The sequence below is a fragment of the Sphingobacterium sp. UGAL515B_05 genome (assembly GCF_033097525.1).
Taxonomy (GTDB): domain Bacteria; phylum Bacteroidota; class Bacteroidia; order Sphingobacteriales; family Sphingobacteriaceae; genus Sphingobacterium.
Window position 1 is genome coordinate 1,868,333 of record NZ_CP109907.1, and the last position, 19,119, is coordinate 1,887,451.

The 19,119-nt window shown below is 39.7% G+C and carries 13 protein-coding genes; 7 read left to right on the plus strand and 6 right to left on the minus strand.

Features of this window, described 5'->3' with window-relative positions; translation table 11 throughout:
• The first annotated feature begins 27 nt into the window (after nt 1-27).
• From OK025_RS07475 to idi, 6 genes are all read left to right on the plus strand, one after another.
• On the plus strand, nt 28-792 hold the full coding sequence (locus tag OK025_RS07475; protein WP_317668960.1) for an enoyl-CoA hydratase/isomerase family protein: 765 nt from the start codon (nt 28-30) through the stop codon (nt 790-792).
• A 17-nt stretch (nt 793-809) separates the two neighbouring features.
• On the plus strand, nt 810-1,493 hold the full coding sequence (locus OK025_RS07480) for a hypothetical protein (RefSeq protein WP_317668961.1): 684 nt from the start codon (nt 810-812) through the stop codon (nt 1,491-1,493).
• 32 nt (nt 1,494-1,525) lie between these two features.
• A complete protein-coding gene (locus tag OK025_RS07485; RefSeq protein WP_317668962.1) occupies nt 1,526-3,262 on the plus strand; it encodes a phospho-sugar mutase in 1,737 nt (578 codons plus the stop codon).
• Complete coding sequence (locus OK025_RS07490) at nt 3,262-3,804, plus strand: NUDIX hydrolase (protein WP_317668963.1); 543 nt, start codon at nt 3,262-3,264, stop codon at nt 3,802-3,804. The genes OK025_RS07485 and OK025_RS07490 overlap by 1 nt, the downstream gene beginning before the upstream one ends.
• Before the next feature lie 79 nt (nt 3,805-3,883).
• Complete coding sequence (locus OK025_RS07495) at nt 3,884-5,197, plus strand: nicotinamide mononucleotide adenylyltransferase (RefSeq protein WP_201639933.1); 1,314 nt, start codon at nt 3,884-3,886, stop codon at nt 5,195-5,197.
• 76 nt (nt 5,198-5,273) lie between these two features.
• A complete protein-coding gene (gene idi / locus OK025_RS07500) occupies nt 5,274-5,813 on the plus strand; it encodes an isopentenyl-diphosphate Delta-isomerase (protein ID WP_317668964.1) in 540 nt (179 codons plus the stop codon).
• 76 nt (nt 5,814-5,889) lie between these two features.
• On the opposite strand, the gene OK025_RS07505 is transcribed toward idi, so the two are convergent.
• The 3 genes from OK025_RS07505 to gcvP all read right to left on the minus strand — a co-directional run bounded on the left by OK025_RS07505 (nt 5,890) and on the right by gcvP (nt 10,667).
• Nucleotides 5,890-6,717 (minus strand): N-acetylmuramoyl-L-alanine amidase, encoded by an 828-nt coding sequence (locus tag OK025_RS07505; protein WP_317668965.1) that lies wholly within the window; start codon nt 6,715-6,717, stop codon nt 5,890-5,892.
• Between the two features lie 208 nt (nt 6,718-6,925).
• Nucleotides 6,926-7,582, minus strand: coding sequence for a hypothetical protein (locus tag OK025_RS07510; protein WP_317668966.1), 657 nt, complete (start codon nt 7,580-7,582; stop codon nt 6,926-6,928).
• A gap of 211 nt (nt 7,583-7,793) precedes the next feature.
• The gene (gcvP, locus tag OK025_RS07515) at nt 7,794-10,667 is read right to left on the minus strand and encodes an aminomethyl-transferring glycine dehydrogenase (protein WP_317668967.1); all 2,874 of its coding nucleotides are present in this window, start codon (nt 10,665-10,667) and stop codon (nt 7,794-7,796) included.
• A 575-nt stretch (nt 10,668-11,242) separates the two neighbouring features.
• On the opposite strand from gcvP, the gene ctlX reads away from it, so the two are divergent.
• Nucleotides 11,243-12,193, plus strand: coding sequence for a citrulline utilization hydrolase CtlX (gene ctlX, locus OK025_RS07520; protein WP_317668968.1), 951 nt, complete (start codon nt 11,243-11,245; stop codon nt 12,191-12,193).
• Between the two features lie 141 nt (nt 12,194-12,334).
• Here ctlX and OK025_RS07525 read toward each other — a convergent pair whose 3' ends face one another.
• From OK025_RS07525 to rimO, 3 genes are all read right to left on the minus strand, one after another.
• A complete protein-coding gene (locus OK025_RS07525; RefSeq protein ID WP_317668969.1) occupies nt 12,335-15,514 on the minus strand; it encodes a TonB-dependent receptor in 3,180 nt (1,059 codons plus the stop codon).
• A gap of 298 nt (nt 15,515-15,812) precedes the next feature.
• Nucleotides 15,813-17,402, minus strand: coding sequence for a bacillithiol biosynthesis cysteine-adding enzyme BshC (gene bshC / locus OK025_RS07530; protein ID WP_317668970.1), 1,590 nt, complete (start codon nt 17,400-17,402; stop codon nt 15,813-15,815).
• 363 nt (nt 17,403-17,765) lie between these two features.
• Nucleotides 17,766-19,103, minus strand: coding sequence for a 30S ribosomal protein S12 methylthiotransferase RimO (rimO, locus tag OK025_RS07535; RefSeq protein WP_317668971.1), 1,338 nt, complete (start codon nt 19,101-19,103; stop codon nt 17,766-17,768).
• Nucleotides 19,104-19,119 lie beyond the last annotated feature (16 nt).

Below are 19,119 nucleotides of genomic sequence, written 5' to 3' on the forward strand. Positions count from 1 at the left end.
CAAATCGTTATATTTAAAGACAAGGTTATGGAACATATTAAAACCAAAATAGAAGATCATATTTTAAGTATTTTCCTCGACAGGGGGAAGTCAAATGCCATCGACACTCAGTTATTGAAGGAACTGATAGACACCCTGGAATCTTCCCAGCAAAATGAAGCTATTTACGGTGCAATATTGATTGGCAAAGAAAACTTCTTTAGCGCAGGGCTCGATCTAATTACCTTATTCCAATACGATGAAGATCAAATTCGGGAATTCTGGAATTTATTCCTGGAAGCGACATCATTACTCGCGGCTTTTCCAAAACCAATAGTCGCCGCAATATCTGGTCATAGCCCAGCTGGAGGCTGCGTACTAGCGCTCTGCTGCGATTATCGCATTATGGCCGAAGGGAATTTTGTGATCGGTCTTAACGAGATTCCAGTCGGACTCATCGTCCCTGAAAGTATATTTCAGCTTTATGCATTTTGGATCGGAAAACGGAATGCTTATCAGAATTTGCTCGAAGGTAAATTGCTTTCTCCTGTAGAAGCAAAAACACAGGGTCTTATCGATGACATTGTTCCCGCCAATATACTCTTCAATACCGCAACAAAAAAAATAAAACAGATCACGCAGTTCAACCAAAAGACCTGGCAGACATCCAAATTGAACTTCCGAAAGGAAATAATCCTTAAATTGCGCGAGAATAGGGAAGAGACAATCCAGCGCATCCTCGAACAATGGTGGCTTCCGTCAACACGCTCTATTTTAAAGTCAATCATTGAAAACTTGACTTCAAAGAAGTAATATTAAACAAAATCATCATGAGAAATCTCTTTTTCTTTATTCTTATTTGTCTCACTGCGAGCACGATCTCCTGTAGAAATAGCAAAAAAGAGGATAAGGCTGTAAAAATCATTCAGGATTCAATTCCTGTGGATACCCTTCAAAAACGTGACACGACTGAAAAGGAAGTAAAGAAAGAGAACTCCGAAACGCTGGAGGAGGTACTGGAGAAACTTGCCAAGGCATATGCAGAACAGGACAGTAAAACAATAAATTCCTATGTACAGCCCAAATTGGGAATTTATATTATCTATCGTCCCGGCGCGCTAGACTCTTATGTGCACCAAAATAGCTTTAATTTTTCTAAACCTGTGCCAGAGTACCATTCTTATGAAAAGTTAACGTACAAGGGCCCTTTGAAGTCCGGAAAACTACCTATTTTTGATTGTGGTACGATGAAGTGGGATAAAGCCGGATTCTATTATGATAAAAAGTCCCGCCCTAATGAACTATCGCAAACAGCAAAGTTCATGAATGAAATTCTTGATGCCAAAATTAGTAATACTGAATTACAGCGACTAAGAAATATAGAATCCAAAAGTTATAGAGCCATTATGACCTCCAATGAACATGAAGAACCCTTTGTTTTTCATGTGACAAAAGAGGGAGAAAAATGGTATATTACAGTTATAGACCGTGCTTATGCCGGATGTGACGCATAATATTTTGTACATTTTAGCCAAACTTAACGATAATGAAAAATTTAGATAAAGACATACAAAAGAAAATCGAAGATTGGTTAACCCCAAGTTATGATGAAGGAACTCGAAAGGCAGTTCAGGATTTAATCGACAATAATGAAGAGACAGAACTTACAGATTCTTTTTACAAGGATCTCGAGTTCGGAACTGGAGGCCTAAGGGGTATTATGGGCGTAGGCTCCAATCGGATGAATAAGTATACGATCGGCAAAGCCACGCAAGGATTAGCCAACTATCTAAAGAAACAGTTCCCAGATCAGGAGATTAAAGTAGCGGTATCTTATGATAGCCGCAACAATTCGCAGGCATTTGGCCAGCTGGTTGCCAACGTGTTTGCCGCCAACGGGATCAAGGTACATCTGTTCACCGCATTGCGCCCGACCCCAATGCTGTCGTTTGCCATCCGCCATTTCGGCTGTCAGAGCGGTGTTATGCTAACGGCTTCACACAACCCAAAGGAATACAATGGTTATAAGGCTTACTGGAACGATGGCTGCCAGCTGACTGCACCTCATGATAAAAATGTAATCGACGAAGTAAATGCAATCAGCTCAGTTAGCGCTATTAAATTTGACGGGAATACGCAAAATATCATTCCTGTCGGGGAAGAAATCGATCAGCTCTATATCAATGCCAATAAGACATTAAGTATTCATCCGGAAGCGGTAAGGGCTCAAAAAAACTTGAAAATTGTTTTTTCACCAATACATGGTACCGGAATTACCATTGTTCCTAAAATGCTAGCAGCATGGGGATTTGAAAATGTATCAGTCGTTGCTGAACAGGCCACGCCTGATGGCAACTTTCCAACGGTAATCTATCCAAACCCCGAAGAGGAAGATGCAATGGCTTTAGCAAAGAAAAAAGGGGAAGAAATTGATGCTGACCTTGTATTGGCGACAGACCCCGATGCCGATCGTGTAGGAATCGCCGTAAAAAATAATAAGGGACAGTTTCAACTACTCAATGGTAATCAGATCGGCAGTTTATTGATATACTATGTCCTCAGTGCAAAAAGTGAACTAAAACAACTCGGATCGAATCCATATATTGTAAAAACTATCGTAACCAGTAATTTACAAGCCGATATCGCAGATCGCTATGGTGTAACGCATTATGAAACACTTACAGGCTTCAAATATATTGGTGAATTGATTACTAGTTTAGGCGATTCAGCGCAATATCTGGCCGGCGGCGAAGAAAGTTATGGCTATCTTGTTGGTGATCTTGTGCGGGATAAGGACGCTCCAAACGCTTGTGCTTTCCTTGCCGAAATGACCGCCTATTTCAAAACAAAAGGAAAAACTGTTTACGAGGTTCTATTAGATATCTACAAAGAATTTGGCTGCTATCAAGAAAAGCTCATTTCCCTAACCAAAAAAGGAAAGGCTGGTGCCGAAGAAATTCAGGCCATGATGAATGGCTTACGTCATAATCTACCAACCACACTCGGTGGAATTAAAGTCAGAGAAATCAGGGATTATCAGCTTTCCCAAACCACAGATATGAGTACAGGAGAGCAAAGAGCGATTGCATTGCCTAAATCTGATGTTTTACAATTTATTACCGTAGATGGGGACGTGATTTCTGCCAGACCATCGGGAACGGAACCCAAGATTAAATTCTACTGTTCTGTAAAAGAAAGCTTAAAAGACACCGCTGATTATGTCGGTGTACAGGCTATTTTGGAAGAGAAAGTAGGCCGTATGATGAAAGATATTGTAAACTAATGGAAAAGTGGAAACGATTATCCTCTGAATATATCTGTAAAGAGCCTTGGGCTACCCTGCGTAGAGACACTTGTGAGCTTCCAGATGGACGCATCAATGACCATTATTACGTACTGGAGTATCCAGATTGGGTAAATATGGTTGGAATTACTGAACAGAACGAACTGCTGGTCATTAAGCAATACCGCCATGGAGCAGGCATTATTTCATTGGAGATTCCCGCAGGGACAACGGAACCAGGAGAAGATCCCAAACATGCTGCTGTGCGTGAAATGCTTGAAGAAACAGGCTATCAATTTGATCAGATTGAAGAAATCGCCACGCTTTATGCCAACCCGGCGACAAGTGGCAATATTACCTATACCTATCTGATGACGGGGGGTAAAAAAGTTCAGGAACAGGCTTTAGATGAACATGAAGAAATCGATGTTTATCGTATACCGCTTGAAGAAGCAAAAAGCATGTTGCTGGACAACAAATTCAGTCAGGCACTACATGCCAGTGCGCTATTCTATGCTTTCAACAAATTAGGCTTGTTATAAAACAAGCCTAATTTTATTCTGTTTTTTTCATTCATACTTTTAATTTTCACTAGCTTGCTGATTTTTGTACCTTTGCATCATGGCAAGAGAAATTTTTGAAACCAAGCGAAAGGCCCTGAAAATAAATCTAAACCCAGAGATTTATGGAACCTTTGCAGAGATCGGTGCTGGACAGGAAGTCGCACGTAACTTTTTCAACGCAGGTGCAGCATCAGGCACAATTGCTAAAACAATGTCAGCTTACGACATGGCTTTCAGTGATGCAATTTATGGTGAAGAAGCTGATGGTCGTTATGTCAGCAGAACACGTTTAAAGAAAATGCTCTCCCATGAATTCGATCTTCTTACCCAACGACTTCATGGCGATAAATACTGCAACAAAAAATTCTTCGCCTTTGCAGATACCGTAACAACCCTCAATTTCACCAAGACAAATGAACCGCACGGCTGGATCGGACTTCGCTTCCAACATGAAGTTGGAGGCCCTACAAATGATATCATTGTCCATGTAAGACTGCTAGACAGCGACAACCAATTGCAACAAAAGGTTTTAGGTATAATTGGTGTAAATCTATTATTTGCGGCTTATTATTATACAGACAATGTGCAGACCATGATCGAATCATTGGTCGATAACCTTTCTGTTGGTTCCGTTGAGATTGACCTGGTTAAACTAAACGGGCCTCTATTTGAAAACGTCAACCAACGCCTCATCAACTTATACCTGATTGCAAAAGGATTTGCTAAAGCCGCAATATTCCAGCCTGATGGTAAAGCGGTACAAATCAAAGATTATCTGTACAAAAAGAACATTATTTTACTTCGCACCAAATACCGTCAAAAATCCCTTCCAAACTTTGACCTCTTCAATCTTGCCGTTGAACAGTTCAAAAAAAATACAGGTGCAACTGACGCAGACACCATTGTATTAATTGAAGTCCTGATGGGAAATGTGTTGGAAGATACGCATGAAATTACAGGTGAAGACCTGCAAGAATTTGCTTCAAGAGCTGACGAGCTATGTGCAACAGGCAATAATATTATCGTCAGCAACTTTAGAAGAAATAATCATTTAGCAGAGTTTATTAGCAACTTTAAGCCTAAGAACATTGGTATTGCAACCAACGTTTACAATTTAAAGAACATTTTCAATTCAGATAATTATAATAAAGAGTTATACACCAATGAACTTCTTTCCTATATTTCGGGGATGTTCAATAAAAATGTGAAACTCTACGCATATCCTTATCTCTTGAAAAAAGAAAATAAGATTATTACAACGCACAATATGCCGGTTTCTGAAGAAGCCAAACCTTTATTTGAATTCTTAATTAAAAACGGCTATATCATAGATATTGAAAATTACGACGAAAAATTTGTAAAAACCGTATAAGCAGATCGTCTCCAAAATTTAAATTTATTATATAGCCCAATTTTCTTAAATTGGGCTATATTTATTTTTGTGCCTTATGAAGCAAGAGAATGTCATACTGGTTGACAGCAATGATAAGATGATTGGCAGCATGGAGAAATATGAAGCCCATGAAAAGGGGCTATTGCACCGTGCTTTTAGTGTATTTTTGTTCAATGACCAAGACGAATTGCTCCTGCAACAAAGAGCATTAAGTAAATACCACTGTGGCGGACTTTGGACCAATAGCTGCTGCTCGCATCAGCGTCTGGAAGAAAGTAACATAGAAGCCGCCAAAAGGCGCTTAATGGAAGAATTGGGAATTACTGCAACAGCCCTTCAAGATGTCTTCTCGTTCGTTTATAAAGCTCAATTTGATAACGGGCTTACGGAGCATGAATTCGATTATGTCTTATTCGGAAAATTTAATGGAACTCCAGAAATTAACGAAGAAGAGGTTGCCACAACAAAATATATGAATCAACAGGAAATTCAAGATGAAATACAACATTCACCCGAACAGTTTACCCCTTGGTTCAAACTAATCTATCAACGTGCTTTTGATACTTACTTTAGTATATATAAAAACAAATTATAACAATCTTGTACCGTGCAAAAAAAGATCCTGCCTTTTAAAAAGCAGGATCTTTTTTTGTCTTTGGTTTAGCGGATCGCTATAAGAATTTTTTATAGATGGAATACAGAATTTTAAGGTCATTCTCACTCATGAAGGCTGTATTTACGTCCTGCTGAATGTAGTGAATCTTAAAAGCTTTTATTGCCGCATCGAGATTACTCACATCGTAACCGATAATACGTAAGGCCATTTTTGGGTTAAAGTCTGCTGGAGGCGTCTCTAAATAGTCCTCATACCAAAAGCCGAATCCTTGATCAGCCAGTTTTTTCCAAGGAAAACGTGACGGATCATTTTTTCGGGTTGGTGCCAAATCCATATGTCCAATAAAATTTGCCTGTGGGATTCTATAGGTCGTTTTTAAATAAGTCAACAACTGCGTCAAGGCGTTGATCTGGGCATCAGTCCAAGGATCTGTAGTCCCATTATTGTCGAGCTCAATGCCAATGGAAGAAGAATTGAGGTCCGTATCATTGCCCCATTTCCCCAAGCCCGCATGATGTGCACGATAGAGGTCATTGACCATCTGCACGACTTTCCCATCTCTACCTACCACATAATGGGAACTTACACCTGCTTTCGCGGAATGAAATGTACGGATGGTCTGTCCCAAAGAATCCTGTGCAGTATGATGAATGACAACAAAATTTGGTTTACGGATGCCGAAATTAATCGAAGCAACCCATTGTTGTTCTTTGACATTCACCTGCTCCAATTGACCGGTGACAGGCGATTGTTTATAGAGTTTCGAAAATTCTTTTGCTTGCTTCTTATATACCTTTTCAGTCTTTGCGTATTTCCCTCCCGCACAGGAAGCCAATAATGCTGTTGCGACACAAAGATTGATGGAAAATTTGAGTATCTTCATATTGAAATGTTTCAGCACAAACTAAGGCAAATTTGCCAACAAAAGCAAATTTATTAGCTTCGTCCTATAGTTTGACATAATTTCCAAATATCCTTTTCGTATAGATTTCGGAACAACACCGTCTGCTTTAAAAAAAAGCCCAAACCAATGTTTGAGCTTTTCCATGTCAACTATGCATTTTCTGCTTGTGCTAAAATTACATGCTTTATTATTTCAGTGCGCTGAGGTTCAATTTTGCCAAAAAGCCTTTCAGCTCATCCAGGCTGTAGTCATTTCCCCGAAGGGTAATTAGATAGCGGTCTTTCTCGAGATAACTTATTTCAGAACTTTTTGTCGTTGAACCTTCCACTCCTTTGCTATCTGTTGTTTTTGCCCGTTTACCTTCAAATTCGCCAGTTTTCTCTATTTCAGTATCTGTAATTTTCTCTGAATCTACCATGAAGCCCATTTGCGCCAAACCCACGATTGCCGAAGCAGTTTCGCCCGCGCCATCAATGATATTGACTTTAATTTCCTTCTGGTTATCGACAGTATACGTAGCCTCGCCAGACACAACTTCTGCTCCATACATTGATCCAGCAGAATAAGAGGTTCTTTTTAAACCATCTAAGCTCTCTGGTAAAAAAGCCTTTAGCTCCTCCGAACTTAATGGTTTCTCGGATTTAAGTTTGGCTTGAAGCTCTTCCAATTTTTTTGCTCCATCACTCAGATTGCCCAAATTGGATACTCCTTTAACTACATCCGAAATCCCAGCCTCTTTCTCCTTAGCATCTTCACCCTCTTCACTGGATTTGCTGTTGCCGCAACTCGCGACCAAAAGGCCCAGTCCTAAAAGAACAGGCATTACTTTCCATTGTCTTTTCATGATTATCAGTTTTAATTAAAACGCTAAAAAGAACAAAATAATATAATTAATCTAAATTTTAAAATCTGTTTGCATACGATCTTTAGACCTTAAAGCGCGACTTAAATTTCTATCTGTTACCTGTATTACCGAGATACTGCCGAATGGGACTGCGCTACACAAAAAAAGGCCTCTATACGAGTATAGAGGCCTTTCATTATAGCTACCGAGATTATGCTTCGGCGTATTCTTCAATTGAAGGACACGAACAAATCAATGTACGGTCACCTTGAGAATCGTTCACACGACCTACTGAAGGCCAGAATTTACGTTCTCTTACATACTCCAATGGGTATGCGGCCGTTTGACGGCTGTAAGGTCTGTCCCACTCATCTGCAGTTACAACCGAAGCTGTATGTGGTGCATGTTTCAATACATTGTTAGCTTGGTCCACGTCTCCTGCTTCAACCGCAGCGATCTCTTCACGGATAGCAACTAATGCATCACAGAAACGATCCAATTCAGCCTTAGACTCCGATTCAGTAGGCTCAACCATCAATGTTCCTGCAACAGGGAAAGAAACCGTCGGCGCGTGGAAACCATAATCCATCAAACGTTTTGCAATATCTGCAACCTCGATACCGAAATTTTTGAATCCACGGCAATCTAAGATCATTTCGTGTGCACAACGTCCGTTAGTACCTGAATAAAGTACTGGATATGCATTTTCTAAACGTGCTTTAATATAGTTTGCATTTAATATTGCTGTTCTTGTCGCATTTGTCAAGCCTTCACCACCCATCATTGAAATATAAGCATGGGAAATAAGCAAAATTGACGCTGAACCAAATGGAGCAGCAGAAACAGCAGAGATACCTTCCGCACCGGAAGTAGAAACCACTTCGTGGTTAGGCAAGAAAGGAACTAAGTGTTTCGCAACACCGATAGGTCCCATACCTGGACCTCCACCACCGTGAGGAATACAGAATGTTTTATGGAGGTTCAAGTGACAAACATCGGCACCAATATGCCCTGGGCTTGTCAATCCAACCTGTGCATTCATGTTCGCACCGTCCATATAAACCTGACCACCATTTGCATGAACAATTTCACAGACTTCAATGATCGACTCTTCAAATACACCGTGTGTAGAAGGGTAAGTCACCATCAGTGAGTTCAAATTTGCAGCATGTTCAGTCGCTTTTGCTCTTAAATCCGGAATATCGATATTTCCTAATTCATCACATTTCACAACCACCACTTTTAAGCCTGCCATCGAAGCAGAAGCAGGGTTTGTTCCATGTGCAGAAGCAGGGATCAAACAGATATTACGTCCATGATCACCACGGCTCTCATGGTAAGCGCGGATAACCATCAGACCAGCGTACTCACCTTGTGCTCCTGAATTTGGTTGAAAACTCATCTTCGCAAAACCGGTAATTTCAGACAACCAATCATTCAATTCGCCAATCATCTGCATATATCCAGAAGTTTGATCTGCAGGAGCAAATGGATGCAAACCGCCAAATCTCGCCCAAGTAACCGGCACCATTTCAGCTGTAGCATTCAATTTCATCGTACATGAGCCCAATGGGATCATCGAGTGGCAAAGCGATAAATCTTTTGCTTCCAACGATTTGATATAGCGCAACATCTCATGTTCAGAATGATAGCTATTAAAGTTTGGATGTGTTAGGTAGGCAGAAGTACGTACTAAATCGGCAGGAATTGAAGAACTTAAATTCTCTTCTAAAGTATCAAAATCTACGTCATTCAATGTTTTACCTTGAATTTTAGCAAATACTTTGACGATTGTCTTAATATCTTCGTATGTGGTTGTTTCGTCGATAGCAATTGAAACTTCCGAACCATTATAATAGAAGTTTAATTCGTTATTTAATGCTTCAGATTTCAATGCACCAGCATGTGCACCTAAGTCTACACGTAGTGTATCAAAATAAGCTGCATTCAATTGCGTATAACCCAACGACTGTAATGCTTGATCCAACAGATTGGCCAATGCATTGATACGTGATGCTATATTCTTAATTCCTTCTGGGCCATGGTACACGGCATAGAAAGAAGCCATAATCGCTAAAAGAGCTTGTGCAGTACAAATATTTGAAGAAGCTTTGTCACGGCGGATATGTTGCTCACGAGTCTGCAAAGCCATGCGCAATGCATATTTACCATTTGAATCGGAAGTAACACCGATAATACGACCAGGGATATTACGTTTAAAGCTGTCGCGTGTTGCAAAATAGGCCGCGTGAGGACCACCAAAGCCCATCGGTACGCCAAAACGTTGTGAATTACCAACAACAACATCTGCACCCCATTCTCCTGGAGGCGTTAGTAATGCTAAACTCATCAAATCTGCCGCAGCACACACGGTAATATTTCTACTGTGCGCTGTAGCGGTAAATGATTTATAATCAACAATTGAACCATCAGCTGCAGGATATTGAACAAATGCCGCAAAAACATCATCTGTTAATTCTGATTCAGCAATAGCCGCAATTTTAAGTTCAATACCAAAAGACAAGGCACGGGTCTTCAATACATCAACCGTCTGCGCATAGGCGTTGTCCGACACCAAGAATACATTAGCATCTTTATTTTTCCGAGCTGAATAAAGCATAAACATGGCTTCAGCTGCAGCCGTAGCCTCATCCAACAAAGAAGCATTTGCAATTTCTAAACCTGTGAAATCACAAATTACAGTCTGGAAGTTCAATAAAGCTTGTAACCTACCTTGTGCAATCTCCGCCTGATAAGGTGTATACTGCGTATACCATCCTGGGTTTTCAAATACATTTCGTTGAATTACGCCCGGAAGGATTACATCGTAGTAACCTTGACCAATAAAAGATTTAAAAACTTTATTTTTCTCAGCGATTTCCGCAATACGCTTTAAATAGGCTACCTCAGACAATGCTTTAGGAAGATTTAAAGGTTTTGGAGCACGAATTTGAGAAGGGACCGTTTGGTCAATAAGTTGGTCAATTGACGAAACGCCTAATTTAGCCAACATTTCATTCGCTTCAACTGGACTTGGGCCATTGTGGCGACTTTCGAATTTTTCTTGGAAGTGTATATTGCTCATGTGTGCAAAAAGTTAACGCTTATAGATAGTTAGCGACATAATAATTAGGCAATTAACTCTCTTATAAACAGTCGTTTTTTGGATGAGCAAAGATAGCAAAATAAATGACTGAAAACGAAGCAAAAAAGTGGATAAAAAGTCAGTTTTACGGTGCTACCCAAATGCAATCGATTGTCTTTGTGAAATGAATTTTGGAATAAACTCAAACATACAGATTGTTCATTATAAATATAGTAAACAATACAATAATCCCTTGCTACAATTTTAAAAAAACACACTATTATCTGCTATCTCTTCCACACATTTCTTTCTTTACATCACTATTCTTTTTTGCAATGCCAATGAATTTTCAATAAATTAGTATATGTACCAATTGTAAAGTGACTTCGAAATAACGATATACACTTTTTTGCTAAGAACAACTGATATCAAGGGTATTTTGCTATCAGGAATCTTAACAAAGAAAACATTATCCAGCTAGGGAAGCATCTCTTTTGACAAATGTAAATTATCACAAAAAACGAATATCATTTCTTTTTAACGAATATAAAACAGCGAAGTAACGATTATAAACCATGAGAAAACAGGTAACAGACAGCGTTCTTTTAGTAAGACCCTCTGTCTTCCGTAAAAATGAACAGACTGCGGTCAACAATTTCTTCCAAAAGGATATCGAAAATCTCAGTATAGAAGAAGTCAACAAAGAAGCGCAAGGAGAGTTCGACGCACTAGTAAATGAATTGAAGTCACATGGAATTTTGGTGACTGTCATTCAGGACGACGAGAAATCAGAAAGTCCCGACAGTATATTCCCCAATAATATTGTCTCCTTTCATCAGGATGGAAAAATAATTTTTTATCCCATGTTTGCTCCCAATCGTCGAAAAGAACATTTATTGGATTTCGAAGGTCCATTGAAGCAAAACGGTTATTATGTAAAACTAACGAAGGATCTCAGTGAAGCCGAAAACAATAAACAATATTTGGAGGGCACTGGCGCACTTGTCTTGGACCGCGCTCACCGTATAGCCTATTGTGCCTTATCCGAAAGAGCAGACCGGGATATGCTCGACGAATACTGCAGGACTGAAAACTACACACCTGTTGTATTTCACGCCTTCCAAACTGTCCATGGAGAGCGGAGACCTATCTATCACACCAATGTGGTGCTAGCCGTAGGCGAAGACTTTGCCATCTTATGCCCACAGGCAATCGATAATCAGGCTGAACTCCAAACCCTGCTGAAGAGTCTAAAAGATACAGGCAAAGAGATCATTGAAATCAATGAGAACCAACTCGAATCTTTTGCAGCAAACTGCCTCCAGGTGAGAAATAAATATGGTAATCGTTTTATTGTCCTGAGCAATCAGGCGTTATCCTCACTGACTTTATACCAAACAGCACAATTAGAAAAGCATGGTAAAATCATCCATCAAGATCTACATGTTATCGAGACATGTGGCGGCGGAAGTGTGCGCCACATGATGGCCGAAGTTTTTCTTCCGAAAGAAAAAGTCCTTGTATAGCGATTAAAGATCTGCCTACAAATCCTATTGCAGGTAGATTTCCATAAGCTTAGATCTAATGACTGTAAAAGACGAATCCCCCAAAACTATTGCTTTTGGGGGATTCGCTATACAAAGTGTCTTTTACATCGTTTTATGCGATTAGAACGAATACCTTAATCCCAATTGGAATTGATAAGGGTTACCCGAAGGTGACACGATACCAGAGTTGTTTACATTATAATTAAACTGCTGTTTCGTAACATCAAAAGGCACTAATTTCTCTCCAGCGGCGTCCTTTCCGCCTAAAGCATATAGATTTTGATTACCCAAAGACTCATTTATGCCCCAAGTCTTCTTAAATAAGTTGGCAACATTGAAAAGATCTCCCGATAATTCCAATGCATGGTTTTTATATAAATTGAATTTTTTAGCAATTCTAAGGTCTATCAAACCGTAAAAACCATTCACTCCACCATTACGTTCAGCTATTTTACCTTGATATTTTTTAATAAAATCTTTAAGGCTCTGACTCGCTTCTGGATTATTCAACAAATTGTTCAATCCAGTAATCAACTGTTTTGATGTATTGGGATTATTGGGATCAAAGATAAAGGCCAGATCATTGTCTCCAGCAACAAAGTCTCCATTTATATTTCCTCCGGCAAGTAAACTGTATCGTGTACCACCAATCCCTGAGTAACGTACTCCAACACTCACACCATAAAATGTTGGCAAAGTACCATAGATCACAATCTTATTGCGGAATTGATTATTCGAATAACTCATCTTACTCAAATCGCGGGGATCGTCTTTCACAGCCAAAGATAAGGTCGCTGTGTTCGCCACGTTTCCGTTGAAAGAAGTATTATCTTTCGCATCATTCCACGTATAGCTAACGGATATAGATCCGTCTTTGTAATATTGATAACTCGCATCCAACACAACTGCAAACTGATTTACTTTCCCTTCCGAGTTCAATTCCAGCACGCGGCCAAATTTATCGGAAATTCGTCCTTTTTTCCAATCCGGAGCTCCGTCAACAATCGATGCCGCGGGAACGAAAACACCTCTGTTGTCCTCATTCACTAATCTGAAGAACGGATCTTTGACCATGTTACGATCAACATACATATAGTTATTACGCCCTAAATTCATATACCCTGAAAGACTGGCTTTCAATTTTTCGGTAAAGAAATGCGTGTAAGATACATTAGCCTTGTAAACCACTGGTATTTTCGCATCAGCTCCATAGGTGTTGATCGTTGGCACTTGAAATTGTGCCAGGGTTGGCGTTGTTGACGGATCTTTTCTGTATCCCACAAAATTAGGTGTAGGCACATCGTTACCACGAACATCTACTGTCGCAAAATGTTTTCCATCAAAAGTTAGGTTATTGATGGTCATATAATTGTTAATATCAGACGCAAAGATACCTGCTCCTACACGGAAAAAGTCCTTTCGTTCTTCATTCACATCCCAAGTCATCTGGAAACGCGGCTGTACAACAAACGATTTTAATTTGTGATCTGTACGCACCCCCACTTCTTTCAACAATTCTTCATTCAAAGGAGAGGTTGGATAATGACCATAATCCAAGCGTAGTCCCGCAACCAGATCTAATCCTTTCGCCAATTTGGTTTGCAATTGACCATATGCGCCGGCATTAAATATCTTACCTACCACAGCCGGATCACTTACCAAAGGAACTTCACGATAGTAAGCATACGGCTTCATGTCGTCAAAGTTTTGCATAGCAGTCTTTCCATCACTCGGTCTAAAGTGAAAGCGACCATTGACCTCACTTCCATAAATCGAATTTGCGTGGGTATACATCAAATCGACCCCAAAAGTATAATTGATATTATCAGTACTATAATAGATATTATCGACAAGCTGAAATACATTATTTTTAAATGATTCCTGCGCAAAACGATGTCCGCCCAACTGCAATGTGGTCTTTTTATCTTCTCCAGCAACCTTAGATACTGCATCTTCTACAATTGCACGGGGAATATTTTGACTAGGCAAAAGATCACCTGGACTACTTTTTTGATAGGTATAGAGATGTTGTACTTTCAATTCATTGGTTACCTTAGGGGAAATGGTCGTACGCAAAGTTGCCAATAAACTATTATCAATGTTTTTATCATTTCCATAAGACTCATATAGGGTAATTGGCTTATTATCCTGTAATCCCAACTTATTATTGTCACTTGTAAAGTTATTTCGGATAGTCAATAAATTTTTTTCATTAATTTGCCAGTCAATTCGCCCAAAAATCGCATCAGACCCTCGCTTCTTATCAAAAGTACCATATTGACGTTCATTGCCCAATCCATACTTGCTACGCCCAATATTGACAAACTCATCCAAGGTGGCATTAGTAACATTAAATCTCTTCTCGTCGGCTTCAGAATTAATATCCGCAATAATCAACGGACGTGCATCGCGTTGATGATCCCAAGCTACAAAATAATGCAACTTGTCTTTAATGATGGGACCGCCTAATGTAAATCCATATTGATAGGTAGAGAAATCATTACTTCGTTTGTTTCCTCTAATATCGTATGGGCTGGACAACCAATCGGCCCTTGAATAAAGCCATGCGCTTCCGTGCGTTTGATTTGTTCCTTGTTTGGTTACCGCACTAACTGTTCCTCCCCCTGCTCTTCCATAAGTCACATCATATTGGTTGGTAACCACTTTAAATTCACGAACGGCTTCTATCGAAATGGAGAACGGAGCACCACTACGACTGGTTGTTGAACCTGCAGAAGTCGGGTTTTTTGCATTCATACCATCAATCGTAAAATTAGTAGAGGAACCCAACTGACCACCGATATTATCGCCCTTACTCAAAGGAGACAGGTCCATCAGCGAAGTAAAATTCCGACCGTTGACAGGCAACTTCGCAATATCCTTGGCTGTAACCGCTGTAGCGGCACCTAGATTTTCAATTTTGTTCTTTAGGGTACTTACTCCTGTTAATTCAACCGTTTCTAATACATTTGAGGTATTTTGGATAGGAATCTTCAGGCGGACGATATCGCCTTGATTTAAATTAAATCCCGAACGCACTTGTTCGCCATAGCCTATATAAGTTACTTTGATCGTGTAGGGGCCGCCTAAAGGCAACTCCTTAAAGTTGAAATCACCATTTGCATTGGTCGAAGTCTTCGTTGTGAAACCCGTTGATTCATTACGTACTTCAATTGAAGCTCCGTGAACTCCTTTATCATTTTCGTCCGTAATTTTACCAGAAAATCCCGCTTGGGTCGTTTGGGCGTACAAACCTGTTCCAAGTGCAATGGCACATGTTGTGAGTAAAAATTCTTTCATTTAGTTGTTGGTTGTGATAATGAAAGCAAAACTACACCGGAACTGTTAACAGGAGCTAAACGAAATATTATGAAATTATAAACAAAGCATTTTAAAATATATATTAATAAAAATGAAAGCGCTTTTAAAAAACAAGGCAATATCGGAACATGCAACAAAAGTATTTTAAATAGGGATAGAAATAGACCGGTATCTGCAAAAAGCCTACATGATTCGTAAAACACCAACAGAGATGATCCGAACCGAAGGTCTTTCTTGCGAATAACATCACAAAAAAAAGTCAGCCGAAGCTGACTTGCTAATATAAAATTGTAAACTTAAAATCCAACGGATTAAAGTATTTGTAAAGATCCCTAAATAGGTTATCTCCGTATTTGACATAGAGTAATGCGAAATTTTCGGATCTTTCCTGTAGTCCTCCGCCAGGAAAGAGCTTTTCCTTCACATTATCAATATCGGTTAAAGCATGTTGATGATTTCGCTTTTCGGCTTTCATCAGCTTTTTCTCTAAATTATTGATCGCTTTTTTTAACCGCGCTTTTACCGCTTCCGTACTAGGGCCTAAACTTGGATCTATTTTGTGGGTTCGTAACCTTATCTTACCAAAAATAGCGTTCAGCTCCATCCATTCGTCATTGAGATTGAGACGTTCTTTGGTATGACGTCGAACATATTCTTTTTTCAGTACTTCTGCTGGACGAAAGATACTCTTAAAGGTTAGATCAACGCGAAATAATTTCGCCGCGACGTTGTCCTCAGTTATCATCGCTGAATTGCGCGGTATCAAAATTGGAAAATCTACCTGGTATTGGTCAAAGTTAGACTTCAATTGCATCCAATAGACCATTTCGGCGCCACCACCAATATAAGCAAGATTGGGAAGTATAATTTCCTGATACATCGGACGCATAACCACATTTGGACTGAAGCGTTCTGGATAATGATCAATCTCCTGTTCAAGCTCAGCCTTCGTAAAATAAATATTCTGGTGCAATACTTCGTATCGACCATCGGCAGCGAGCACCAAGCGCTCCCTAAAGTCATCCGTCAAATAAAAGAAATTAATCTCACGAGCATGCACTTGGGTAGAGAAACCATTTGATTCCAGCTCTTCCGATCGCGCTGTTATTGCCTTAAAGCTTTTTTCAGATAAGATATCTTCCTTAATAATTGCCTTGAACAGTTCCTTCAATTCCCGGTCATCCGCATCGACGATCAAAAGACCGTACGACTTAAACAACGCATTGACCATATACCGTGTTGCATCTGCTAATCGATCATGGTTCAAATAGGCTTCTTCCACAATGCGTGTAAGTTTAGTCGAATTTTCGGAAAGCCCTAAAATATTTGTGTACTGCTTCACAGCATCAACGATTGTTGCTGTATCCATTCGCCCGGTAGCAGAAACAGCAGGCGTATCCCAACTAATTTTCTTACCGAAGACTTTCGTATGGTTGATTTCTTCAAAATCATGATCTTCGGTCGCCATCCAATATACTGGAACAAAATTTTTATCGGGGTGTTTGCTCTTCAAATCTTCGGACAAACGTATTGCCGTCATGATTTTAAAAATAAAATACAAAGGTCCGGTAAAAATATTGAGCTGATGTCCCGTCGTGATGGTATAAGAATTCTGGTCGAGCAACAGCTCTATGTTGGCAGCTACAGCAGGAGAATCCTTTAATAGCTCGCCATATTGCTTTTTAAGACGCTCAACAAGAATCTCCCGGTGTTCAAATTTCTTCTTTTCGTTCAATTGCTTTTCAAAACCAGCCCAGGTAGGCCAGTTTCCTACAAAAGATTTTAAGGCTTCATCATGCGCCAAATAAGCCAATAAAGTCTTAGAGAAGCTATTTGTTTCACTATATTCAATATAAGTTGCCTTCATCTGCAAATTTTATTAATTATTCTCTATTCTTAATTGATAACGAAAATCCCCCAAAGCAAGCTGACATGGCAGTGCATCTTTTTCGCTAAATAGAACCTATTTTCAATTTTAATCAGAAGAATGATTCACCATAAGACCATAGGCTTTCTTGAATCTGATTTTAAACGGCTATAGATTGTTTAAAATGGGGATTGTACGCTTACAAATGTATCTAGTTTGCGTCGACAAAATAGTGAATTTTCACAAAAAGCTTGTCCCGCTTTTAAATTATATCATTTTACTGACAATTGTCTATAAACAAACGGGCCTCCTTTGAATAAAGGAGGCCCGTTTGTTTATATTATCATCTATAAGCTTTTAAGCTTATTTCCTTACAATCTCACCATATAGATCGAAATCTTCAGCTCGGTCGATTTTTACCTGAACAAAATCACCAATACGTGCATAAGAATCTGCAGCAGGAATCAAAACTTCATTGTCGACTTCTGGAGAATCGTATTCTGTGCGGCCAATAAAGTAATCGCCGTCTACCCGATCAACCAATACTTTATACGTATTGCCCACTTTGGACTGATTGATATCATACGAAATACCTTGCTGTACTTCCATAATAGCTTCCACGCGTTCTTCTTTTACTTCCTGTGGCACATTATCCTCTAGCGAATGTGCGTGCGTCTTTTCTTCATGAGAATAGGTAAAACAGCCTAACCTGTCAAAACGGGTCTCTTCAACCCAATCCAACATCTCCTGGAAATCCTGTTCAGTTTCACCTGGATAACCACAAATTAAAGTCGTACGCAAGGCGATATCTGGAACTCTGTCACGTATGGCATTGACAAGATCAATCTGTTTCTGTTTCGTTGTACCTCTTCGCATAGACTTCAACATCGGATCAGATATATGTTGCAATGGCATATCCAAGTAATTACAGATATTTGAACGTTCATTCATGGCGTCCAAAATATCCATTGGGAAACCCGAAGGATAGGCGTACTGCAATCTGATCCATTCGATACCGTCAACATCTGACAAATGGCGCATTAAATCAGAAAGATTGCGCTTTCCATAGATATCTAAGCCATAATAGGTCAGGTCTTGTGCAATCAGAATCAATTCTTTCGTGCCGTTCGACGCGAGAAATTTTGCTTCTTTCACAAGATCGTCAATGGATTTGGAAACGTGTTTACCACGCATCAAGGGAATTGCACAGAAAGAGCAGGGACGGTTACATCCTTCGGCAATCTTAAAGTAAGAAAAATGCGAAGGTGTTGTCAATAAGCGTTCACCCAACAATTCATGCCGATAATCAGCTCCAATGGATGACAACAGATCCGGCAAATCATTCGTACCGAAAAAGGCATCAACATTGGGAATTTCAGACTGTAACTCTGGCTTATATCGTTCAGAAAGACAACCTGTAACGATCACCTTATTGATTTTACCCTGATCTTTTAAATCCGAATATTGTAAGATCGCATCAATAGATTCCTGTTTGGCATTATCAATAAAACCGCAGGTATTGATGACGACGATATCATTCGCCTGTATATTGGATGCTTCATGCACGACTTCCATCTGATTGCCCTTTAACTGGCCCATCAGGACTTCACTATCGTGAATATTTTTCGAACAGCCCAAAGTCACCACATTGACACGTGGTTTATTGATCAAAGGCGCTGGTTTCGCGTATTTTGTCTTCATATGATTAGAAGGTAGA

Excerpts from the sequence above, each read along its gene's own strand:
- ctlX (WP_317668968.1), top strand. The coding sequence starts at position 11,243 with ATGAGAAAACAGGTAACAGACAGCGTTCTTTTAGTAAGACCCTCTGTC.
- OK025_RS07495 (WP_201639933.1), top strand. The coding sequence starts at position 3,884 with ATGGCAAGAGAAATTTTTGAAACCAAGCGAAAGGCCCTGAAAATAAAT.
- OK025_RS07475 (WP_317668960.1), top strand. The coding sequence starts at position 28 with ATGGAACATATTAAAACCAAAATAGAAGATCATATTTTAAGTATTTTC.
- rimO (WP_317668971.1), bottom strand. The coding sequence starts at position 19,103 with ATGAAGACAAAATACGCGAAACCAGCGCCTTTGATCAATAAACCACGT.
- idi (WP_317668964.1), top strand. The coding sequence starts at position 5,274 with ATGAAGCAAGAGAATGTCATACTGGTTGACAGCAATGATAAGATGATT.
- bshC (WP_317668970.1), bottom strand. The coding sequence starts at position 17,402 with ATGAAGGCAACTTATATTGAATATAGTGAAACAAATAGCTTCTCTAAG.
- OK025_RS07525 (WP_317668969.1), bottom strand. The coding sequence starts at position 15,514 with ATGAAAGAATTTTTACTCACAACATGTGCCATTGCACTTGGAACAGGT.
- OK025_RS07485 (WP_317668962.1), top strand. The coding sequence starts at position 1,526 with ATGAAAAATTTAGATAAAGACATACAAAAGAAAATCGAAGATTGGTTA.
- OK025_RS07510 (WP_317668966.1), bottom strand. The coding sequence starts at position 7,582 with ATGAAAAGACAATGGAAAGTAATGCCTGTTCTTTTAGGACTGGGCCTT.
- gcvP (WP_317668967.1), bottom strand. The coding sequence starts at position 10,667 with ATGAGCAATATACACTTCCAAGAAAAATTCGAAAGTCGCCACAATGGC.
- OK025_RS07505 (WP_317668965.1), bottom strand. The coding sequence starts at position 6,717 with ATGAAGATACTCAAATTTTCCATCAATCTTTGTGTCGCAACAGCATTA.
- OK025_RS07490 (WP_317668963.1), top strand. The coding sequence starts at position 3,262 with ATGGAAAAGTGGAAACGATTATCCTCTGAATATATCTGTAAAGAGCCT.
- OK025_RS07480 (WP_317668961.1), top strand. The coding sequence starts at position 810 with ATGAGAAATCTCTTTTTCTTTATTCTTATTTGTCTCACTGCGAGCACG.